The sequence below is a fragment of the Streptomyces sp. NPDC057099 genome, from assembly GCF_042671245.1.
Taxonomy (GTDB): Bacteria; Actinomycetota; Actinomycetes; order Streptomycetales; family Streptomycetaceae; genus Streptomyces; species Streptomyces purpurascens.
The window spans coordinates 1-21,951 of record NZ_JBHUTX010000077.1 but is presented as its reverse complement, the minus strand read 5'-3'; the positions used below and the strand labels follow the sequence as shown (position 1 = coordinate 21,951).

The following is a 21,951-nucleotide window of genomic DNA, read 5'->3' as shown; positions in this document are numbered from 1 at the left end:
GTTGCGCGCTCCTTGGCTTTCGGGGCTTCAGTCGAAGCTGAGGGTGCGGTACACCGTCACGTTGCCGACGAGTTCCTGGCAGGCCTGTGCGGCGGCGGCGAGCTGCGCGGGAAAGGCCGGCGCCGCGGTGTCCAGCAGGACGCCGAGGGTGGTGCCGCTGTGGCCGACGACCACGCCGAGGCCGCCGACGAGGGCGCAGATGCCGGTCATGGGCTCCAGCGACCACTTGTGGCGCAGCGCCTGGTTCATCCGGGCGCTGGCCGTGGCGATCCGGCCCACCTCGGCCAGATCGCGGCGGGCCACTGCGGTCGTGACGCGGTCGAGCAGCCGGGCGTACTCGCGCTGGTCGGCTGGTGTGAACGGCTTGGGCAGGGTGTTGAAGGCCACGGTGTCGACCTCGCCGCCCTCGTCGACGCTGACGACCGCCATCGACGGCAGGGAGCCCAGCCGGCGCCGCAGCCGAACGCTGCGGTGGTGGTAGGCGACGATCGCGGGGTAGAGGACCCCGTCGGTGGGTTCGATGCGCGCCAGGTAGGACTCGATACGCCGGGGCGGCATCGGCACGTCCAGGGCGTTGGCCACGGCCCGTGCGGTGGCCACGAGGTCGGCGGAGGAGCTGGCGAGGCCTTTGCCCTCGGGCAGCGTGCTGTCGATCCGCAGCACGCCGCCGGCGGGCCGGCCCGCGTCCGCCAGGATCATCGAGGTGAGGTGCAGGGCCTTCTTCTTGTGGGCCGGTCGGACCAGCAGTTCGCGGGTGTCCGGGAGCAGTTGGAAGCGCGCCATGGCCCAGCGGGCGACGGGCAGCGTCACCAGGAAGTCGCCGTCCGGCTCGGGCAGTTCACCTTGGAGGAGTTCGCCGAAGGTGCCGAAGGCCGCGCTGACCCCGGTGGCGGTGACACGGCGGTAGGCCGTGTCCGCCGGGAGCGTGCGGAAGCTGGTCACCTGCACTGGTCCTTCCTGTTCTCGTCGCTATCCCCGGCGTTCCGCCGCGGGGCAGGCGGCCCGCACGAGGTCCGCCGCGTCGGCCGGGCGGGCGCTGACGAAATAGTGGCCCCCCTCGGTCAGTTCGTGCAGTGTGACCCGGTCGGAGACCGCCTTCCAGTCCCCGTACGTCTCGGCGAAGCCCGTGGTCGACGCGTCGTCGCGGGCCACGACGACCTCGACGGGCGCCTCGACGCGGTGGGCGGCGGCGTCCTCGTGGACACTCAGGAGATGGGTGTTGGCGGTCAACACGTCGTGACGGTAGGCGCGGCCGACGACATCGGCCCGCTCCGGTTTGAGCGCGTCGAGTTCGACATAGGCGTTGTCGGAGCGCAGACGGGCGAGCAGGGCGGGGTTGCCGGCCTCGGTCACCTCGGCCATCTCGGCGCGCAGGGCGGCGGGGCTCTCCAGGAGGAGGGCACCGACGAAGACGCGTAGGGCGGGTGTCCGGGCCGCTTCGAGGAGACGGGCGGTCTCCAGGGCGGCGGCGGCGCCGGCACAGTGACCCCACAGCAGGACGGGGGTGGTCACGTGGGCGGCTATCTCGTCGGCGACCCGGCGGGCCACGGTCGGCACGTCCACCATGGCTTCCGCGTCGTCGGTGAAGTCGTGTCCGGGTAGTTCCACACCCAGGACGGCGATGCCGTCGCGTTCCAGTTCGGCGGCCAGGGAACGGAAGTTGACGGCGTTGCCACCGGCGTACGGGAAGCAGACCAGGGTGTGGTGCGGGGTGCGGACCGAGGAGAGCGGCTGCAGCAGCCCGGGCGGGGCGGCCTGAGCCGTGCCGCCGGCGCGTTCGTCGAGGGCGGTGGCGAGCTCGGCGAGGACCGGGTGGGCGACCAGGTCCTTCAGGGAGAGGGCGCGGTCGAGGCGGACCAGGAGGCGGACCGCGGCGAGGGAGGTTCCCCCGAGTTCGAAGAAGTTGTCGGCCCGTCCGATGCGTTCGACCGGTACGCCGAGGACCTCGGCCCACAGCATCGCCAGGCGCCGTTCGGAGGGGGTGCTGGGGGCGACGTAGGGGGCGCCCGCGTGGCCGAGGGTGCCGGCGAGACGGGCCAGGGCCTTCTTGTCGGTCTTGCGGTTCTCGGTGAGCGGCAGGCGTTCCAGCTGGTGGTAGTAGGTGGGCAGCATGTACTCGGGCAGGAGGGCGGCGAGGTGGTCGCGGACCTGTTCGGCGGGCACTTGGTCCGGGCCGCTCAAGAACGCGACGAGGTTGCGCTGTTCGCCGATGGTGCCGTCGATGACGACTGCGGCCTCGCGGATCCCGTCCATGGCGAGGAGCTTGTTCTCGATCTCGCCGATCTCGATGCGGAACCCGCGGATCTTGACCTGCTCGTCGCGCCGTCCGAGGTACTCGATGCGTCCCTCGGGCAGCCAGCGCCCGTAGTCGCCGGTTCGGTACATACGGGTGTCCGGGCGGAACGGGTCGGGGACGAAGGCCTCCCGGGTGCGTTCCTCGTCGTTGATGTAGCCGCGGCCCACGCACACGCCGGAGAAGGCGATCTCCCCGGGGGAGCCGAGCGGCACGAGGTCGAGGTCGGCGTCCAGGATGTAGGTGTTGACGTTGCGCAGGGAGCGGCCGACGGTGACGAAGTCGCGTTCGGGAACCCGGTCCAGGATCTCGTGCATGGTGTCGTCGGAGACCTCGGTGGCACCGTAGGCGTTGGCCAGTTTGATGCCGGGATAGGCCGCGAACCAGCGCTGCACCAGCTCGTACTTGAGGGCCTCGCCGGTGACCGACACGATGCGCAGCACGCCGAGGTCGCGGGGGTGCTGCTCGACGTGGGTGAGCAGGACCTCCAGGTAGGAGGGGACGATCTGGGCGACGGTGACCCTCCCGCGGACGATCTCGTCGAGGAAGCCGGCAACGTCCAGCAGCACCTCGGTGTCGACGACGCGGACGGTGCCGCCGGTCATGAGCGGCGCGGCGAACTGCCACAGAGAGATGTCGAAGCACTGGGACGCGGTCTGGGTGACGACCTCGCCGGGCCCCTCCCCCATCTCCATGTCCTCGATCTTCATGTAGAGGTGGTTCAGGAAGCCGATGTGCTCGCACAGCGCGCCCTTGGGCGCGCCGGTGGAGCCGGAGGTGAAGTAGATGTACGCCGCCTGCCCGGGGGTGACGGCGACGGCGGGTGGTTCGGTGGGGCCGCCGGCCGCATGGATCGCCGGGACGGACAGGGCGACGGGCGGTTCGGTGACGGCCGCGCTCGCGTCGCTGACGAGTTTCTCGCTGCCTGGTTCGGTGAGCGCGAAGGCGCAGTCGCTGCGGTCGAACTGGGCGGCGACGCGGTCAGCGGGGAAATCGGGGCGCACCGGCAGGTAGACGCCGCCGGCCTTGAAGACGCCGAGGGCGGCGGCGATCCAGTCGAGGGTGCGGTCCATGACGACGGCGACCACGTCCTGCGACCCGGCACCCGCGGCGAGCAGGGCGTGGGCGACGCGGTTGGCTCGCGCGTCCAGTTCGGCGTATGTCCACCGCAGGTCGCCGTGGACGGCGGCGACGGCGTCGGGGGCGGTGCGCACGCGCTCCTGGAACAGGTCGACGAAGGTCTTGTCGGGCAGCTCGGCACGCGGCCCGGCGAGTCCGTACAGCTGCGTCTCGGTCTCCGCCGTGGACAGCAGGCCCTGCCGGTCGTGACGTTCGCCCGGGCCGGCGGTGAGGAGCCGCAGCGCGGTGAGGTGGTAGCCGGCGAGGCGTTCGGCGTAGGAGGTGTCGAGTGCGCTCCGGTCGTGGTGGATGTGCAGGGCGAGTCCCTGCCGGTCGTGCTGCCAGGCCACGTGCAGCACGGCCCCGTCGGGCAGTGCGCTCTCGGGTGCGGCGGAGTCGGCGAGTCCCGACAGGTCGAGTAGGACTTCGGGTCGGGCCGCGGTGTGGGGCGGAGCGGCTGTGGCCGTGGCGGCGGTGGTGACCAGGTCCGCCCAGGTGGCGGGGGCGGCGACGGTCAGGCTCAGGGCGATCTCCGCGGCGCCCGGATGCTCGGGCCTGAAGCCGATGAGCAGATGGGGCTCGGAGGTGACGGTGGCCAGTACCCGCGCGTGGGCGGCGGTCAGCAGGGTCGCGAGGGTGGTGCCGAGGTCCGCTGCGGTGCGTTCCAGCGCCGCCGCCAGGTCGGCGGGCAGCCGCGTCTCATGGGTGCCGGTGCCCGGTTCCCCGCCGGACGGGGCGGTCCAGCGGGGAATTCTGGTGAACGTCTCTGCCTTCGGGTCGTCGATCATCGGCCCCCGACTCCTTCTTCCGCTGAGTGCGATGCTTCCGGGACGTGCGGTTCCGGCGCCTCGGCCGGAGGGTCCAGGTGGACGGCGATCAGCCGGGTGGCGGTGTCGGCGCGCTCCGCGGCCCGCTCCGCGTCGGGCCCGGTTGCGACGACGCAGGCGAGGCGGTCCTGGAACGAGTGCGTGATACGGATTGCCCGGCCGGCGGCGGTGCCGGTGGTCACGGCGACGACGCCGGGGGCCGCCGCGGCGGCCTCGGTCCCGTCGACGGCCGTGACCCGCCCCTCCCGTTCGGCCCGCAGGAAACGCACGGCCGCGTGTCCGGCAATGGACACCGTCAGCGCGGGGGTGTGGCCGGCCGCCCGGTCGATGACTGCGGCCACGAGGTCGACGCCGGTGGCGGCGCGGACGGCCACGGGAATCATGCCGCCGGCCAGGCGCGGGTTGACCTCGATGACGACGGGCCCCTGGTCCGACAGGCGCAGTTCGGTGTGGGCCGCGCCCCAGCCCAGGCCGAGCGCGGCGAGCGACCGCAGGGCGGTGTCGCCGAGCGCCTCGGCGATGGCGACGGGCACGCGGGCGGGTACGTCGTGTCCGGTCTCCACGAAGTACGGCTCGGCCCCGAGGTGTTTGGCGACGACGGCGACCACGGTGCCGTCGAACGACTCGACCGAGAACTCCGGCCCGTCGACAGCCTCTTCGACGAGGAACCGGGTGGGTACGCGGTTGCCGCGCTCGTCGGTGGCGCGGCCGAGCAGTTCGCGGGCCCAGTGTTCGGTCTCGCTCCGGTCCCGGCACAGACGGACCCCGGTGGAGCCCGATCCGCTCACGGGCTTGAGGACCACGGGGTGGCCGATCTCGTCGGCGGCTGCGAGTGCCTCGGCCACGCCCTCGACGGCCCGGAACGCGGGGACGGGCACCCCGGCGGCGGCGAGGGCACGGCGCTGGGCGTCCTTGTCGCGGCAGCGGGTGACGGCATCACCGTCGGGGCCGGGCAGGCCGGACTTGGCGGCGGCGTCGGCGGCGGCCGCGACGAAGTACTCGGAGCTGGAGGCGATCGCGGCGAGTCCGCCGTCGGCGGCGAGTGCGGCGCAGGCGTCGAGCACGGCGGGCAGGTCGCCGGTGTCCAGGATCCGGGTGTCCACGCCGTCCTGGTCGGCATACGGATAGCGGTCCGGGTCCCGGGTCAGCAGCACCGGACGCATACCGCGGGCGCGCGCGGTGGCGCAGAACTCCCGCCCGGTGCCGGTGGTGTTGCTCTCCAGGAACGCGAACCACGGCCCCGGGGCGCCGCCTCGGCCCCAGGGCTCGCGGCGGTTCTCGCGTTCCGTGTCCTGTCGTGCTGCCTCGCTCACGCTCTGCCTCCTGTTGCGTGCCGGGCCAGGACCGTTCCGACCGCCTCTTCGAGCGTGTGGTCGGCGTGGCGGACGCGGGCCCGCAGCGCGGTGAGCCAGTCGTGGTGACCGGCCAGGTCCTGGCGGAGTACGGCCACCACCCTGTCGCACTCGCCGGGGCCACCGCCCCGGTTGTGCGCGGCGACGGCTTCGGGCAGCGAGGGCAGTCCCGCACCCGCGTCGGCGTGGAGACCGCCCGGCAAGGTGATCTTGCCGAGTTCGGTGTCTCCGGCGGCGACGGCTTCCCTGACGGCGTCACCCACCACCTCGTGGGCAGTGCGGAACGGCACGCCCTCGGCCACCAGCCGGTTGGCGATCACGGTCGCGGTCACGAAGCCCTCGCGCGCCCGCTGGTCCATCCGGGCGGGATCCGGCCGGGCGCCGGTGACGAGGACCTGGGCGAGCAGCACACCGTCCCGTACGGCGGCGAAGGCGGGCCAGGCCACGGCCACGGCCTCCGTGCCGACCTCTATGGAGTTGGTGAACGGAGTGGACTTCATGGCGGACGCCGAGGCCGTCCAGGCCCCGATGGCCGCCGCGGCCTTGGCTTTGACGTGTTCGAGGAGGAAGGCGTTGCGCTTCTGCGGCATGGCCGAACTGCCGCCGACCAGCCGTTCGGGGAACTCGATGAAACCGAACTCCTGAGTGCTCCACAGCTGCAGGTCGGTGCCGAGCCTGCTGAGGGTCAGCCCCGCCGAGGCGGCCCCGGCCAGCGCGCGCAGCACGGTGTCGCGGGAGGCGACCGCGTCGGTGGCGTGCAGGGGCGGCTCGGCGAAGCCCAGCAGCTCGGCGGTGCGGGCCGGGTCGATGGGCAGGTCCGTGCCCGCAACGGCACCGGCGCCGAGAGGGCAGCGACGCAGCTCGTCGAGGGTGTGGCGCAGCGCGCCGATGTCGCGGTCGAGGGCGGTCGCGAGGCCTGCGAGGTAATAGCCGTAGCTGACGGGCATCGCCGGCTGGAAATGTGTGTAGACGGGCATGACGACGTTCCGGTGGGCGCGGGCCCGGGACAGCAGAGCCGCCTGGAGACGCAGGATTTCGCCGAGCAGGTCGGTGAGTTCGGTGCGCAGCCGGAGCGCTGTGATGGTGGCCTTGATGTCGTTGCGGGAGCGCCCGGTGTGCAGTTTGCCGCCGATGTCGGCGCCCAGTTCGGCCACCAGGTGCCCCTCGTACATGAGGTAGAGGCCGCGGGGCGCGTCGAGGTGGTGCAGGGCGCTGAAGCCGTCTGCTCTCAGCTGCCGGATGCGGGTGAGGAGCGCGGCGGCGGCCGGGCCGGGCAGGAGTCCGCTCTCCGTCAGCATCACGATGTGGGCGAGGTCGATGGTGCTGGTGTCGTGCAGTTCCCGGCGGATCTCGTCCGGGCCCGGTTCCCCGTAGACGACGCGGCGGGTGCGTGGGCCGAGGGTGCGCCTGAGCCGCCCGGTGGCGCTCACGAGGCGGTTCCTTCCGCGGTGGTGGTGCCCAGGAACCGGGGGACGCAGCCCGGGACGTCGTCGTAGGCGCGGCGGCCCCACGGGAACCGGGTCCAGCGTTCGGCGGCCTTGTCGGGGGCCTCGACCGTCTCCGGCCCGGCCGAGCGGCCGGCGGCGGTGAGCAGGTGGCCGTTGTCGGCGAGCCAGGCGTCGTCATAGACGGTGGCCTGGTAGCGGTAGCCCTCGTCGGGCAGCAGGACGACGCAGGTGCGGTCGGGGTGCTGCTCGGCCCACCAGCGGGCGACGAGGTAGCCGGCACCGCTGGTGGGTCCCTGGAACAAGGCGTGCCGAGCGTGCAGTTCGCGGGTGTGGGCGAAGGCCTCGGCGGCGGTGCACCAGTGGACTTCGTCGAAGACGCTGTGGTCGAGGTTGGCCGGCCACAGACTGTTGCCGACGCCGCGCAGCGCGCGGTGCCCGTCGGGTTGTCCGAACAGGACGCTGCGGTGGCTGTCGACGCCGATGGCGAGTGTGTGCGGAGTGTGTTCCCGCAGGCCGCGCACGGTGCCGCACATGGAGCCGCCGGAGCCGACCGGGCCGACGACGCAGTCCACGGTGCCCAGTGCGTCGGCGAGTTGCCTGGCGACCACGCCGTAGGAGCGGGGATTGTCGGGGTTGCTGTACTGCTCGGGACAGAAGGTGTCGGGCAGTTCGGCACGGACGGCGGCGAGCCTGCGCAGCCGTGCCTCCTGGTATCCGCCTATCTCGGCGGGCTCGGGGCAGATCTCCACCTGTGCGCCGAGGTCGGTGAGCCTGCGGTACAGGTGGGCGTCGATGGCGGGGTCGCTGATCAGGACGAGATCGCGCTTGAGCAGTGCGGTCCGCATGGCCAGGGCGAGCCCGAAGGTGCCGGAGGTGGTCTCCACGACCACCGTGTCCGGTCCCAGTTCACCCCGCTCGGCGGCGCGCTCGAGTATGTACGTCGCGGGCAGCAGCTTCATCAGGGTGAAGGCCGCGCCATACAGGTTCGGACCGAGCCGGATGAGGCGCGGCATCAAGTGCGCCTCGGTGATCGACTCGTAGGTCCGGGTGCTCACCGACATGCGGATCTCCCTGGTGTTCGGACGGGGGGACGTCATGCGCGGGCCTGGGACCGGATGAAGCGCGCCAGTCGCGCGATGCCGTCGGCGATCTGCTCGTGCGTCAGGTAGCTGACGGACAGCCGCAGGACGCTCTCTCCGCCACCCTCCGGATAGAAGTACGACATCGGGGTCCAGATGACCCCGAATTCCTCGGCCGAGCGCATCAGGGCGGTGTTGTCGGCCCGAAAGGACACGGTGAGGGCGAGGAAGAAGCCGCCGCTCGGCTCGTTCCAGCCCACGCCCAGCGCCGCCCGCTCCTCGTCGGGGAAGCGGGCCGCGAGCTGTTCGAGGGTGACCCGCATCGCGTCGCCGTAATACGCGGCGGTCTCTTCGGTGTAGGGGGCGGTGCTGCCGCCGGTAGCGGCGAGCATGCCACCCACGACGGCCTGGCTGACGGGTGAGGTGTTCACCGTCACCATGCTCTTGATCTTGGCGAGTTCGTCCGCCAGCAGCCCGGTGCGTCCCGTGGCGTCGGTCACGGGCTGGTCGGCGACGGCGAAGCCCACGCGGGCGCCGGGGAAGAGGGTCTTGGCGAGCGAGCCGAGGTGCACCACCCGGCGGGTGCGGTCGAGGGACTTCAGGGTGGGCAGCTGCCTGCCCGGGCTGACCAGCCGGTAGGGGCTGTCCTCCAGGATCAGGATGTCCTCGCGCTCCGCGAGGTCGAGCAGTTCACGGCGGGCCGCCAGGGACATGGTGGTGCCGGACGGGTTGGAGTGGTCGGGTACGACGTAGAAGGCGCGGGGCCGGCGTCCGCGGGCGCGTTCGGCTCGCAGCGCGGCCTCCAGATCGGCACAGCGCAGGCCGTCCTCGGTCTCGGGGACGGGGGTCGGTACGACGTCGAGCAGCCGGGCCGCGCCGGTGATGCCGACGTAGCACGGGCTGGAGACCAGGAGGACGTCCTGAGGGCCGGCGATGAGCGCCCGCACCGCGAGGAGCATCGCCTCCTGGGCGCCGACGGTGACGACGATGGACTCGGCAGGCACGTCGATGCCCTCGTCCAGGCGCAGCGACGCGGCGATCAGTTCGCGGATCCGGCCGCTGGTCGGGCCGTACTGGAAGAGCGCCGAGCGAACCTCGGCGGCACTCGCGCCGCCTGCTTCCAGGTGGTCGAGGTAGCGCCGCAGGTGGGTGAAGATCTGCTCGGTCTCGAAGAAGCCGTCGTAGGGCCGGCCCGGGGCGAAGGAGATCGCCTCGGGGTAACGGTGGGTGACTTCGTTCAGGAAGGTCATGGTGTCCAGGACGGGGTCGGAGAGGCTGCCGTGCAGCTCTTCCCGGCGTAGTCCGGACGTGGCGCGGGGGGCGGCGGTCGCTGCCGCGGGTGCCGGCGCGGGCGCGGGCTCGCCCTGTGTGCGGATCAGTGCGGGGGTGGCGGCCGTGGGGGACGCGGTGCCCGTCAGGGTCATCGCCTCGGTCAGTTCCTCGGCGATGATGTCCAGGACGTCCGTGACGCCCTGCTCCCCGGCCACCGCCAGACCGTGCAGTACCGGGCGGCCCAGGAGGACCGCGTCGGCGCCCAGGGCAAGGGCCGCGAGCACGTCGACGCCGCGGCGCGGCCCCCCGTCGACGAGGACGGGACAGGCTCCGGCGACCGCTTCGGCGATCGCCGGCAGGACGTCGAGTGTCGCCGGGGCTCCGTCGAGCTGCCGGCCGCCGTGGTTGGACACCACGATGCCGTCGGCCCCCGCGGCCACGGCCCGCCGCGCATCGGCCGGGTCGAGCACTCCCTTGAGCAGGAGGGGAAGTGAGCTGACGGTGCGCAGCCAGGCGACGACGGACCAGTCGAGGGCCGGTTCGAACTCGGTGCGGGCGTGTGCGCGGGGCGAGGAGTAGTCGCCGCCGGTGAGGTTGGCGGGGTGGACTCCGGGCGGCAGCCGGAAGTCGTTGCGCAGGTCCCGCAGCCGGCGGCCGAGCCGGGGGGCGTCCACGGTGAGCACGAGGGCCTCGAACCCGGCCTGTTCGGCGCGTTCGATCAGACGCCGGGTCGTGGCCCGGTCACGGAAGCAGTACAGCTGCAGCCACAGCGGGCCGTGCGCGGCCCGGGCGATGTCCTCGAAGGTCCGGCTCGCGAAGGTGCTGACGACCAGGGGGACACCGGCGGCGCCGGCGGCACGTGCCGTGGCGACCTCGGCCTCCTCGTGGGCCAGGACGTGGTAGGCCATGGGCGCGACACCGAGGGGCAGCGACCAGGTGCGGCCCAGGACCGTGCACTTGGTGTCGGGCGCGCCGGTCCCGGTGAGGACCCGGGGCCGGAGCCGGACACGGCCGAAGGCCTCCGTGTTGGCCGCGAGGGTGCGTTCCTCCCCCGCGCCGCCCGCCAGGAAGTCCCAGACGTGGGGATCGATGTGTCGCCGGGCCTCGGTCTCGTAGTCGGCGAGGGTGAGCAGACCGGCGGCGCCCGGGCCGGTGACGCTCATCCGGCGGTCAGTCGGTCGCGCTCCACCGCTTCGTACAGGGCCCGGATGTTGGCACTGCCGAATCCACGGGAGCCCCGGCGCTGGATGAGCTCGAAGAAGAGCGTGTTGCGCTCGTACGGTGAGCGGGTGAACAGCTGCAGGAGGTGTCCCCACTCGTCGCGGTCGGCGAGGACCTGTGCGTCCTTCAGCTCGTCGATCTCCTCCCGCAGATCGGCGATGCGTTCGACGAGCATGTCGTAGTACGTGCCCGGGGTGGCGAGGAAGTCCACGCCGTTGTCCCGGAACTCACGCACCGACGTGATGATGTCCTCCACCAGGAACGCGAGGTGCTGCACGCCTTCTCCGCCGTTGCGGTCCAGGAAGGCGTCGAGCTGGCCGGGGTCCTTGCCCGGGTCCGGGGCGACCAGGGTGAAGATGACACGCCCCGAGTCGCTGCGGACGACGATCGAGTCCATCGCCTGGCCGCCGACGGCGACGTACTCCGAGGAGTACCGCGAGAACCCGAAGGCGTCGCGGTAGAAGTCGGCGTACTCGCCGAGGCTGCCCCCTGCGAGACAGATGGCGACATGGTCGAGGAGTTGGATCCGGCCGGTCGGTCGCAGCGGTGCATCCGGTGTGGGGACCCATGTGCGGCCGGCGGGCAGCCCGTCCGTGCCCCCGCCGACCGGCAGCAGAGTGTGTGAGACGTCCCCGAACCCCGACACCACCGGGGCTCCCTGGGCCGACGAGGTCACCCGGGCGCCGGCCACCGCCGCGGCTGCTGCGGTGGCCGTCACGTCGTCACAGGTCAGCGCGATGTCCGAGATGCCCTCGCCGTGTTCGTCGAGGAACTTCCAGACGCCCCGACCGGAGGTGACGACGAGCTGGACGTCGCCCTGCCGCAGCAGCACCGAACTCTTGTCGATCTCCACGCAGTCCGCGACCCGCGTGAAGCCCATGGCCGAGACGAAGTAGTCGATCGCGGGCACTTTGTCTCTGGTGTAGAGCTCGACGTAGGCGATGTCGTGCGCAACCACGGGGTTCCTCCTGAAGGGCTGGTGGGCCGGGGGCTGTGGGTGTGTGTCAGGGATCCGCCGGGAATGGGTGCCGGGTCCGGCAGCGCGTCACTGCCAGCGCCACTCCTGCTGCTTGAAGAGGTGGCCGGCCTTGATGCCGCGGTCCGCGCACCACTTGAGGAACTCCTCGATCTGCTTGATCTGGTAGGTGTCCTCGGTGTACGTCGTCGCCATGACGTGGCCGAGCCAGTCCTCCTCGCCCATGGCGTAGACGTACGCCTCCTTGGCGCCGAGCTCCGTCATGATCGCGGCAGCCTGCTCGGCGTTGGAGCCGGACAGCTTGCGCGAGTTGCTCATCTTCTTGGTGACCGGGATGGTCAGCAGCGCCTTGTACAGCCAGGTCAGCGGCGCGCCGTCGCACTCCATGCCCAGGAAGGCGTAGTCGGCCGTCCCCAGGTGGTTCTTGATGTAGCGGTAGAGCGACGGCTCGATGCCGGAGGAGTCGGCGCCGATGAAGACCTTCTTGCCGGCGAGCTCCGCCCAGAACGTCGACTTGGCGCGGATGTCCAGGTCGCAGTGTTCGCCGAGGAACGGTGTCGCGGTGATCTTGCCGCCGGGGAACTCGACCTCGTCGAAGTCGTCGACCTCGATGACCGGGAAGCCCTGGTTCTCCAGCATCAGCTTGATCGACGGGTCGGCCAGGTTGCCCTTGGAGTAGCGCGGCACCACGATCGCCCCGACACGGCCGCGCAGCTGGAGCAGCGTCTCCATGACGATGTGGTCCTGGTGACCGTGGGTGATCAGGATCAGGTCGATGAAGTCGGGCAGATCGTCGAGCGTGTAGCGGTCGTCCGCGTCGCTGTCCGCGCTGATGAACGGGTCGGTGACGATGGCCGCCTGGGGGGTCTGCAGGACCAGGCAGGCGTGGCCGAAGTACCGGATACGGCCGCCGCTTTCGATGTGGCGGTCCTCCGCGAGGCTGGGCCGTTCGCTGAGCATCCCGGACAGCTGGGCCGTCTGGGCGTCGTCGAGGCCGAGGGCCTCGCGCAGATGGCTCAGCGTGGTGGGCCGTACGCGCGTCTTGAACAGCTCCGCGAGTCCCTCGTGACGGAACGGGACGTTGATCTCCAGGACGTCCGGCGAGGTCAGCCGCGGTGTGCTCAGGATGAACGGCCGCTCGATCCCGGTCTCGAAGGACAGCTGCACCGACTGGCGGTTCTCGGTGTAGACGGGGCTCTGGTAGACCAGCGGCTCCATGAAGCGCAGCTGGGCCTGGTTGTCCGTGTCGTAGGCCAGCTCGACCAGGCCGCCGAGTTCCCGGGGCAGCTTCGGGTACAGCGGGGTCAGGTCGAAGCCGGTGGCGTTGGCGCGCAGCAGTTCCTGGCCGGCGGCGATCGCGTCGGCGAACTTCAGCATGTCCGCCCGGTCCCGCTTGATCGCGGCGAGCAGGTCGCGCACCTCGTCGGCACGCTCCTCCGGGATGTTGATGAAGTAACCACCGCGCAGCTCGGGGTTGTTGCTGGCCGTGATGTGCACCTGCGGGGACTGCAGATAGGACTCGAGCAGCGGAACGTGCAGGAAGTTGAGATTCATCGCCGCCTGCACCGGGGCGATGGTGTGCGGCTGGGCGACGAACCGGTCCACCAGCGGCTCAACTATGACCTTCGACCGCAGAAACAGCTGCTCCTCAGCCATCTGGGCCCCTCCTTTCAGGGAATACAACAAAGGGCGCGCAGAAACAAGAAACGCGCGGGAAACGTGAGGTCTGAATTTCAGGGCATCGACGTGCAACACCCGTCTCGGTTGCAGGGTGTTCTGCCGGATCAGAATGCCGCCGGAGTGCGCGTCTGATCAACACTCGGCCGTGCCGCGCGCGTTCAACCGCCGCAATGCCGCAGTTGAACAGCGCCCTCTGAAGCAGGTCACCGCCCCTGGTCGAAGCTTCCTCGGCGGGAGTACCGGTGGAAGCATCTCGCGCACACGCAAGCCATTCTTGTCCCCCCTTCCAAGGAGCCCTCATGGAGATATCGCGGACGCGGGACACGACGCTGATTTCCGCAGCGGGAAATTACCCGCCGATTCTTGACAGCGGCGCAGTCGACCGTGCGCGGCGTCGGCTGGCGGGCCGGATATGGACCACTCCCGTGGTGCGCTGCGACCGGCTCGACGAACGCGCAGGCGCACGCCTATGGCTGAAGGCCGAGAATCTCCAGCGGGGCGGCTCGTTCAAGGTCCGGGGGGCGCTGCTGGCCGTCGAGCAGCTGGCAGCCGCCGGCAGCCGGGGCGTGGTCGCACAGAGCACGGGCAACCACGCGATCGCCGTGGCACTGGCCGCGCGGGCCAGCAGGCTGCCCGCCACGCTGGTCCTGCCCGCCGACGCCGCCGCCGTGAAGGTACGGCAGGTCGAGGAGACCGGCGCCGAGGTGGTCCTGGCCGGCACGTTGCTCGCCGACCGGACGGCCATGGTGGACAAGGTGCGCGAGTTGCACGGCTACGACGTAGTGGACCCGTACCAGAATCCGTACGTGGTGGCCGGACAGGGCACCGCCACGGCCGAGTTGCTCGACCAGGTGGCCGAAGGGGGCGGTCGGCTGGACGCGGTGGTCGTGCCGATCGGTGGGGGCAGTGCGATCGCCGGGGCCTGTCTGGCGGCTGACGGTCACGACGTGGCGGTGGTGGGTGCGGAGCCGGAGGCGGTGCCCGCGTTCACCGCCGCCCTGAGCGCCCGGCGGCCGGTGACCGTCCCGGCGCGGCCGACCCTCGCCGACGGGCTGCGCCCCGAGCGGATCGGCGACCTCCCGTTCGACATCGCCCACCGGCACGTCGCGCAGGTGATCACCGTGCGGGAGGAGGCCATCGCCGAGACGCTGCGGGCCGCGTTTCTCCAGGCCCGGCTGGTGGTGGAGCCGGCCGCCGCGACCGCCCTCGCCGCCGCACTGGCCGGTGCGAAGGGCCTCGGTACGGACGTGGGGGTGCTGCTCAGCGGGGGGAACGTGGATGCGCAGGTGATCCGTTCGGTCCTGGGCGATCGTGCCGAGGAGGCAGGCGGGTCGTAGGGCGCAGTCGGATCGACTCGCACCGGCTCCCGGCCCTCTCGAGGGCCGGGAGCCGGTGCCCTTTCGTCAGGCCCTCTCCTCCAGCCAGGACGACACCGCGGCCCAGACCTTGCCCATGTTGACCGGGTCACCCAGGTCGTAGTGGCTGCACGGGACGCCGATCTCCGCCATGTCACCGGCCACGTGGGGCTGCCAGCGTTCCACGGTGCGCCCGTCCTTCGGACGGCTCTCCTCCGCGACGATCAGCAGGGCGTCACCGTCGAACCGGCCGAATGTGTGCCCAGCCCTCAGCGCGCGGTGGTTGAGGAGTACACGCGCGAGGGTCCGGTACTCCTCGTCGGTTACGGCCCCGATGATCGAGCCGGCCTCCTGGCGCACCAGGTCCAGTACGGAGTCGAACTCGGCCTCCGGGGAGTCGGTCCGGTCCTCGGGCACCTGCTGCGGGGCCCAGGGGTACATGTCGAGGATGACCAGCGCCGACACCTCCTCCCCCACCGCCCGCAGCTGAACCGCCATTTCGTGGGCGATGGGACCGCCGTAGGACCAGCCCAGCAGACGGTAGGGGCCGCTGGGTTGCACCGAGCGGATCTGCTCGATGTAGTCCGCCGCCATCTCGCGGATGCTGCCGGCCAGTTCTCCCGTGCCGTCCAGGCCCCGGGCCTGGAGCCCGTACAGCGGGATATCGGCTTCGGCATACCGCGCCAGCGGCATGTAGCACCAGCTCAGCCCGCCCGCGGGGTGCACGAAGAAGAACGGCGGCCGACTGCCCTCGGCACGGATGGGAAGAAGCACGTCGAGCGCGTCACGTACGGACGACAAGGACATCCGCTGCATCAGCTCGGCCACGGTCGGCGCCGCGAACAGGTCGCGGACCGCGACCGAGACACCCAGTTCACGCAGCCGCTCCACCAGCCGGACCGCCAGCAGGGAGTGCCCACCGAGGGCGAAGAAGTCGTCGTCCACGCCGACCGTGTCCACACCGAGCACGTCGGCGAACGCGGCGCACATGTTCCTCTCCAGGACCGTGACCTCCCATCGGGAGGACTCCTGCCGGACCGAAGTGCCGGGAACCGGCAGCGCCTTGCGGTCCAGCTTGCTGTTCGGCATCAGCGGGATCCGCTCGATCACCACCACGGCCGAGGGCACCATGTACCCGGGCAGCCGGTCCTGGGCGAGAGCCCGCACCGCGTCGGCGAGGCCATCGGCGTCGTCAGCCGCCGCGTCCCGCGACGGCACCACGTACGCCACCAGACGCTGGTCGCCGGGGTTGTCCTCCCGGATCAGCGCCACAGCCTGCGCGATCGACGGGTGCGAGGCCAGCAGGGCCTCGATCTCGCCGAGTTCGACGCGGAAGCCGCGGATCTTCACCTGGTCGTCGGAACGTCCGACGTACCGCAGCTCGCCGTCGTGGGTCCAGCGCACCACGTCGCCGGTGCGGTACATCCGCTCTCCCGCGCCGCCGAACGGGCAGGCCACGAAGCGTCCCGCCGTCAGAGCCGAGCGCCCCAGGTAGCCACGCGCCATGCCCTTGCCCGCGATGTACAGCTCGCCCGCGACGCCCGGCGCCACGGGCACCAGCGTGTCGTCGAGGACGTACACCTGGGTGTTCCCGATCGGGCCTCCGATGGAGGACACGTCGGCCGCGTCGCCCCGCAGCACCGCGGCGGTCGACCAGACCGTGGTCTCCGTCGGCCCGTAGAGGTTCGTCAGGGTGGGAGTACGGGCGAGCAAGGTGCGCGCCAGGTCACTGGGCAGGGCCTCCGCGCCGATCAACGCGCGCACCCGGGTCCAGTCCACCGGGTCGTCGGCGTCAGCCACCAGGCCTCGCCACAGACTCGGGGTCGCGTGCACCATCGTCGCGCCGGTCGTGCGGACCAGCGAGCGCAGCGCCCACGGGTCGAGCACCTGCTCCTGCGCGGCGAGCACCAGCCGCGCGCCGTTGAGGAGCGGCAGATAGAACTCGAATCCCGCCATGTCACAGCCGTGCGTGCTGACCGCGAGCAGCCGGTCGTCCGCGGCCAGCGGGAAGCTGTCCTGCATGGACACCAGGAAGTTGACGATCGCCCGGTGTTCGACCAGCACACCCTTGGGGCGTCCGGTGGAACCGGAGGTGTAGATCACCCACATGGGGTGTTCGGGCAGCAGGGCGGTCGTGCGGTCAGCGTCGGCCGGGGCGGTGTCGTCGTGGGCCGCCAGTTCCCCGATCACCGCCGGGTCGTCGAGGAGCACCACGGGTACGTCGTTGCCACCCTCGTCGCCGACCTCGAACTCGTGCAGCCGCTCCCGCATGTTCGCACCGGTCAGCACGCACACGGCGCCCGAGTCCGCGATCACGTACGCGATCCGGTCGGCCGGGTAGTTCGGGTCGATCGGCAGGTAGGCCGCACCGGCCTTGATCACGCCGAGCAGCCCCACCACCAGGTCGACCGTGCGCTCGAAGACAACGGCGACGACCGACTCCGGCCCGACCCCCCGGCCGATGAGATACCGCGCAAGACGGTTGGCCCGGGCGTCCAGCTCCGCGTAGCCCAGCTCCACGTCGCCGAAGGTCAGCGCGGTCCGGTCCGGGGTACGGGCGACCTGAGCCTCGAACAGGGTGGCGACGGTGGCGTGGGGAATCTCGGCCTCGGTGTCGTTCCAGCCGGTCAGGACCCGTCGGCGCTCGTCGTCGTCCAGCACGTCGACGGCACCGAGGCGGGCACCCGGATCGGCGGCCAGTACCGACAGGACACGCACGAGCCGCTCGGCGATCCGTGCGACGGACGACGGGTCGAAGAGGTCGGACGCTCCGATCACGCCGCCGCGCAGTCCGGCCGGGGCACCGTCGGCGTCGAAGGTCTCCACCACGTTGACGTCGAGGTCGAACTTCACGACGGCCGTGCCGGCGGAGGCGGCGTCCGCGGGGTCGTCCACCTCGCTGGAAACGGTGCCGGCCGTGTCGCTCGTCGCCGCAGCCCCACGGCCGGCTCGGACGCCGGGCAGGTCGAGTGCGGCACCCGCGGTGTTCTGCAACAGCAGCATCACCTGGAACAGTGGGTGGCGGGCCATCGAGCGGGTCGGTGCCAGTTCCTCGACCAGCCGCTCGAACGGCACGTCCGGGTGGGCGAACGCTCCGAGGCCCGCCTCCCGCACCCGGGCCAGCACCTCGCGGAACGTCGGGTCGCCCGACAGGTCGGTCCGCAGGACGAAGGTGTTGACGAAGTACCCCACGAGGTCGTCCAGTGCCTCGTCGGTCCGCCCGGCGATGGCCGACCCGATCGGGACGTCGGTGCCGGCCCCCAGCCGGGACAGCAGCACCGCGAGGGCACCGTGGAGCACCATGAACACGGTCACGCCCTCGGCCCGCGCCACCTCCGCCAGCCGCGCGTGCACGTCCGCCGGGATCTCCAGCGGCACTCGGTGGCCACGGTGGGTGGCCGTCTCCGGACGCATCCGGTCGAAGGGCAGCTCCAGTTCCTCCGGAACGCCGGCCAGGGTCTCGCGCCAGTAGGAGACCTGACGGGCTATCAGGCTGTCGAGGTCATCGCTGTCGCCCAGTACGTCGCGCTGCCACAGGGCGTAGTCGGCGTACTGCACCGGCGGCGGCTCCCAGGCCGGGGCCCGCCCCGCGCGCCGCGCCTCGTAGGCCGTGGAGAGGTCCCGGGCCAGCGGAGCCCACGACCAGCCGTCACCGGCGATGTGATGGACGACGACCACGAGCACATGGTCCTCGGGTGCGGTCCTGAACAGCCAGGCCCGGATCGGGATGTCGGTCGACAGGTCGAAGGTGTGCGACTCCGCCGCGGCGACCGCGGCCGCCATCCCGGCCGGGTCGACGTCCTCCGTGGTGAGTTCCCAGGAGAGCTCGTCGAGGCCGAGGATCCGCTGGTGGGGCTCGCCCTCGGCCACCGGGAACACCGTGCGCAGCACCTCGTGCCGTGCGAGCACATCCCGGAAGGCCGCCGCCATCGCCGCTTCGTCCACCCCGCCGGTCAGCCGGGCGGCGACCGGGATGTTGTACGTGGCGCTGGGGCCCTCGATCTGGGCGATGAGCCACATACGGCGCTGCCCGTAGGAGAGCGGGATCCGCTCCGGCCGTTCTCGGGCCGAGAGCGGCGCCCTGGCCGTGTCAGCGTCGGCCAGGCGAGCAGCGAGGGCCGCGACCGTGGGCGCCTCGAAGAGCTCCCGGATCTCCACCTCGACACCGAGTACGCTCCGGATACGGCTGACCAGCCGGACCGCGAGCAGCGAGTGACCGCCCCGTTCGAAGAAGTCGTCGTCGACTCCGACGCTCTCCAGGCCGAGGACCTCGGCGAACGCCAGACAGAGGATCTCCTCCCGCAGCGTGGCCGGTCCCCGGCCGGTTCCGGCGGTGCCCGCGTAGTCGGGTGCGGGCAGGGCCTTGCGGTCGAGCTTTCCGTTACCGGTCAGCGGCAGTGCATCGAGGACGACGACAGCTGAGGGGACCATGTGCTCGGGCAACCGCTGGGCCGCCACCTTCCGCAGCTCCGACGCGAGTTCGGTGTCGCCCACATCGTCCGGCACCACGTAGGCCACCAGGCGTCTGTCGCCCACGGCATCGGCGTGGGCGACCACAACCGCCTGGTCGACCAGCGGATGCGCGGTCAGTACGGCCTGCACCTCGCCCGGCTCGATCCGGAAGCCACGGATCTTCACCTGCTCGTCCGCGCGCCCGACGAAGACCACCTGGCCGTCCGGGGTCCATTTCGCCCGGTCACCCGTGCGGTACATCCGCTCCCCGGAGCCGGAGAACGGGTCGGCCACGAACCGCTCGGCCGTCAGCGCCACATGCCCCACATAGCCACGCGCCAGTCCCGCACCGGCGACGTGGAGCTCCCCGACGGCACCGCGCACCACCGGCCGCAGATGCTCGTCCAGGATGTAGAACCGGGTGTTGGCTATCGGCGACCCGACAGGCACCACGCCGGCCTCGACCAGATCGGCCGTCAGCCGCGTGGTGGCCACACCGATCGTCGTCTCGGTCGGACCATAGTGATTGAACACCCCACACTCGCCTGCCGCACCGACCAGCTCCCGCACCCACTGCGGTGAAGCAGCCTCACCACCCAGCACCAAAGACTTCGCCGGGAGAACGTTCTCGATACCACCCGCAGCACCAAGCGCCGCCAGATGCGACGGCACCGCCTTCAGACAGTCAATAGCGTGCTCGGACAGATACGCCGCCACCACCACCGGGTCGGTGACCGCCGCCTCATCCAGGATGTGCAACTCACCACCGGACACCAGACTCGCGAACACCACCGTGTTGCCCAGATCCGTCGCCTGCGCCTGCAACAACGCATACCGAGCGCCCGACTCACCCAACCCCACCCGACCCGGCACCGACGCCACATAGTTCGCCACACCACCATGAGTCACCGCCACACCCTTGGGCCGACCCGTCGACCCCGACGTATAAATCACATACGCCAGAGCGTCAGCAGCGACCGACACCCCCGGCGCCGTGGCAGCAGCCCCCGCCAGCTGCATCGCGGTGAACACGTCATCCACCGCCACCAGACGAGCCGAACCCGCCGGCAACTCCTCCAGAATCTCCTCGGTCGTCAGCACCAGCACCGCACGGCTGTCCCGCAACACGAACGCGACCCGCTCCGTCGGCTGCTCCGGATCGATCGGCAGATACCCCGCACCCGCCTTCCACACCGCCAGAATCCCGGCGATCATCTCCACACCACGGCCCAGACACAGACCCACCACCGACTCCGCACCCACCCCCTGACCCACCAGGAAACGCGCCAGCCGGTTCGCCCGCACATCCAGCTCCGCATACGACACCGACACACCATCCGCGACCACCGCCACCGCATCCGGCGTCCGCGCCACCTGCGCCTCGAACAACTCCCACACCAACGGGTCCCGGACATCGGTGGACGTGTCGTTCCACTCCGACAGCACCCGCCGCCGCTCAGCCGCAGCAAGCACCTCCACCCCGCTCAGCCGGGTGTCCCGGTCGTCCGCGAGGAGGGCGAGGAGTCTGGCCCAGTAGTCCGCGATGCGACCGGCCCACTCGGCGTCGAAGAGGTCCGCCGCCACCGTGACCGTGCCGTGCAGCCCCGCGGGCGCGCCCTGCGTGTCGAACGCCTCGCCGACCATGACGTCCAGGTCGAACTTCGCGGCGCGGCCGCTCGTCGCCTCGCCCGTGGGCCGTGCGGCCGGCAGGCCGGGAGCCGCCTCGATGACGTCCTGCATGGTCAGGACCGTCTGGAAGAGCGGATGCCGGGCCATGGAACGGCTCGGCGCGATCTCCTCCACCAGCCGTTCGAACGGCACCTCCTGGTGGGCGAAGCCCTCCAGCGCCGTCTCCCGCACCCGGGACAGCAGGTCGCCGAAGGTCGGGTCGTCCGTCAGGTCCACCCGTAGAACCAGCGTGTTGACGAAGCAGCCGACCAGGTCCTCCAGGGCCGCGTCCGTACGCCCGGCATGCGCCGAGCCGATCGGGATGTCGGTACCCCCGCCCAAGCGGGACAGCAGCACGGCGAGCGCGGCCTGCAGCACCATGAACATCGTCACGCCCTCGGCCCGCGCCAGCTCGGCCAGCCGTGCGTGCACCTCACCGGGAACCACCAGCGGCACCGTGTGCCCGCGGTGGGAGGCCACGGCGGGCCGCGGGCGGTCGAAGGGAAGCTCCAGCTCCTCCGGCACACCGGACAACGCGTCCCGCCAGTAGTTGATCTGGCGGCGCATCAGGCTGTTCGGGGCCGCCTCGTTGCCGAGCAGTTCGCGCTGCCACAGGGCGTAGTCGGCGTACTGCACCGGCAGCGGCTCCCACACCGGAGCCCGGCCTGCGGAGCGCGCCTCGTAGGCCGCGGTCAGGTCCCGGGTCAGCGGGGGCCGCGACCAGCCGTCACTGGCGATGTGGTGGACGACGACCACGAGGACCTGATCGTCCGGACCGGCGTCGAGGTACCAGGCACGGATGGGCACTTCGGAGGCCAGGTCGAACGCGTACGCGACGGCCTCGGCGACCGCGCCTGACAGATCCGCCGGAGCGAGTTCGACCACGCTCAGGTGCCGGTCCAGCTCGTCGACTTCGAGCACGTGCTGGTACGGCTCACCGTCCGCCGTGCGGAACACGGTGCGCAGCACCTCGTGCCGCCCGATCACATCCCGCAGCGCCGCATTGAGCGCATCCCGGTCCACCTGACCGGAAAGGCGCACGGTGATGGGGGTGTTGTAGGTGGCGCCGGGCCCCTCCAACTGGTTGATGAACCATAGGCGTTGCTGGGAGAAGGACAACGGCACCCGCTCGGGACGCACCCCCGCCGCCAGCGGCAGCCGCGCCCGGTCCGCCCCCGCCACCCGCGCCGCCACCCCGGCAGGAGTGGG

Annotated in this window: 10 protein-coding genes; 1 reads left to right on the top strand and 9 read right to left on the bottom strand. The window is 71.4% G+C overall.

Annotation, left to right across the window (positions count from 1 at the left end):
* Positions 1-27: 27 nt before the first annotated feature.
* From ACFT4A_RS40995 to ACFT4A_RS40960, 8 genes are all read right to left on the bottom strand, one after another.
* Positions 28-942 carry a kinase gene (locus tag ACFT4A_RS40995; RefSeq protein ID WP_382841350.1) on the bottom strand — a complete coding sequence of 305 codons (915 nt, stop codon included), beginning with the start codon at positions 940-942 and terminating at the stop codon, positions 28-30.
* Between the two features lie 27 nt (positions 943-969).
* A complete protein-coding gene (locus ACFT4A_RS40990) occupies positions 970-4,200 on the bottom strand; it encodes an amino acid adenylation domain-containing protein (RefSeq protein ID WP_382841347.1) in 3,231 nt (1,076 codons plus the stop codon).
* Complete coding sequence (locus tag ACFT4A_RS40985) at positions 4,197-5,552, bottom strand: ATP-grasp domain-containing protein (RefSeq protein WP_382841344.1); 1,356 nt, start codon at positions 5,550-5,552, stop codon at positions 4,197-4,199. The genes ACFT4A_RS40990 and ACFT4A_RS40985 overlap by 4 nt, the downstream gene beginning before the upstream one ends.
* Complete coding sequence (gene argH / locus ACFT4A_RS40980; protein WP_382841342.1) at positions 5,549-7,021, bottom strand: argininosuccinate lyase; 1,473 nt, start codon at positions 7,019-7,021, stop codon at positions 5,549-5,551. Before argH ends, ACFT4A_RS40985 begins: the two co-directional genes overlap by 4 nt.
* Positions 7,018-8,100, bottom strand: a complete 1,083-nt coding sequence (locus ACFT4A_RS40975) for a cysteine synthase family protein (RefSeq protein WP_382841339.1) — start codon at positions 8,098-8,100, stop codon at positions 7,018-7,020. The genes argH and ACFT4A_RS40975 overlap by 4 nt, the downstream gene beginning before the upstream one ends.
* A 32-nt stretch (positions 8,101-8,132) precedes the next feature.
* Positions 8,133-10,553 carry an aminotransferase class I/II-fold pyridoxal phosphate-dependent enzyme gene (locus ACFT4A_RS40970; protein WP_382841336.1) on the bottom strand — a complete coding sequence of 807 codons (2,421 nt, stop codon included), beginning with the start codon at positions 10,551-10,553 and terminating at the stop codon, positions 8,133-8,135.
* Entirely contained in the window at positions 10,550-11,569 is a 1,020-nt protein-coding gene (gene hppD / locus ACFT4A_RS40965) for a 4-hydroxyphenylpyruvate dioxygenase (RefSeq protein WP_382841333.1), read from the bottom strand. The genes ACFT4A_RS40970 and hppD overlap by 4 nt, the downstream gene beginning before the upstream one ends.
* A gap of 87 nt (positions 11,570-11,656) precedes the next feature.
* Positions 11,657-13,243 (bottom strand): MBL fold metallo-hydrolase, encoded by a 1,587-nt coding sequence (locus tag ACFT4A_RS40960; RefSeq protein ID WP_382841330.1) that lies wholly within the window; start codon positions 13,241-13,243, stop codon positions 11,657-11,659.
* A gap of 323 nt (positions 13,244-13,566) precedes the next feature.
* Here ACFT4A_RS40960 and ACFT4A_RS40955 point away from each other — a divergent pair, with 323 nt between their 5' ends.
* Positions 13,567-14,604, top strand: a complete 1,038-nt coding sequence (locus ACFT4A_RS40955; protein ID WP_382841328.1) for a threonine/serine dehydratase — start codon at positions 13,567-13,569, stop codon at positions 14,602-14,604.
* A gap of 66 nt (positions 14,605-14,670) precedes the next feature.
* Here ACFT4A_RS40955 and ACFT4A_RS40950 read toward each other — a convergent pair whose 3' ends face one another.
* Positions 14,671-21,924: an amino acid adenylation domain-containing protein gene (locus tag ACFT4A_RS40950; RefSeq protein WP_382841326.1), complete on the bottom strand. Its 7,254-nt coding sequence runs from the start codon at positions 21,922-21,924 to the stop codon at positions 14,671-14,673.
* Between the last annotated feature and the right edge of the window lie 27 nt (positions 21,925-21,951).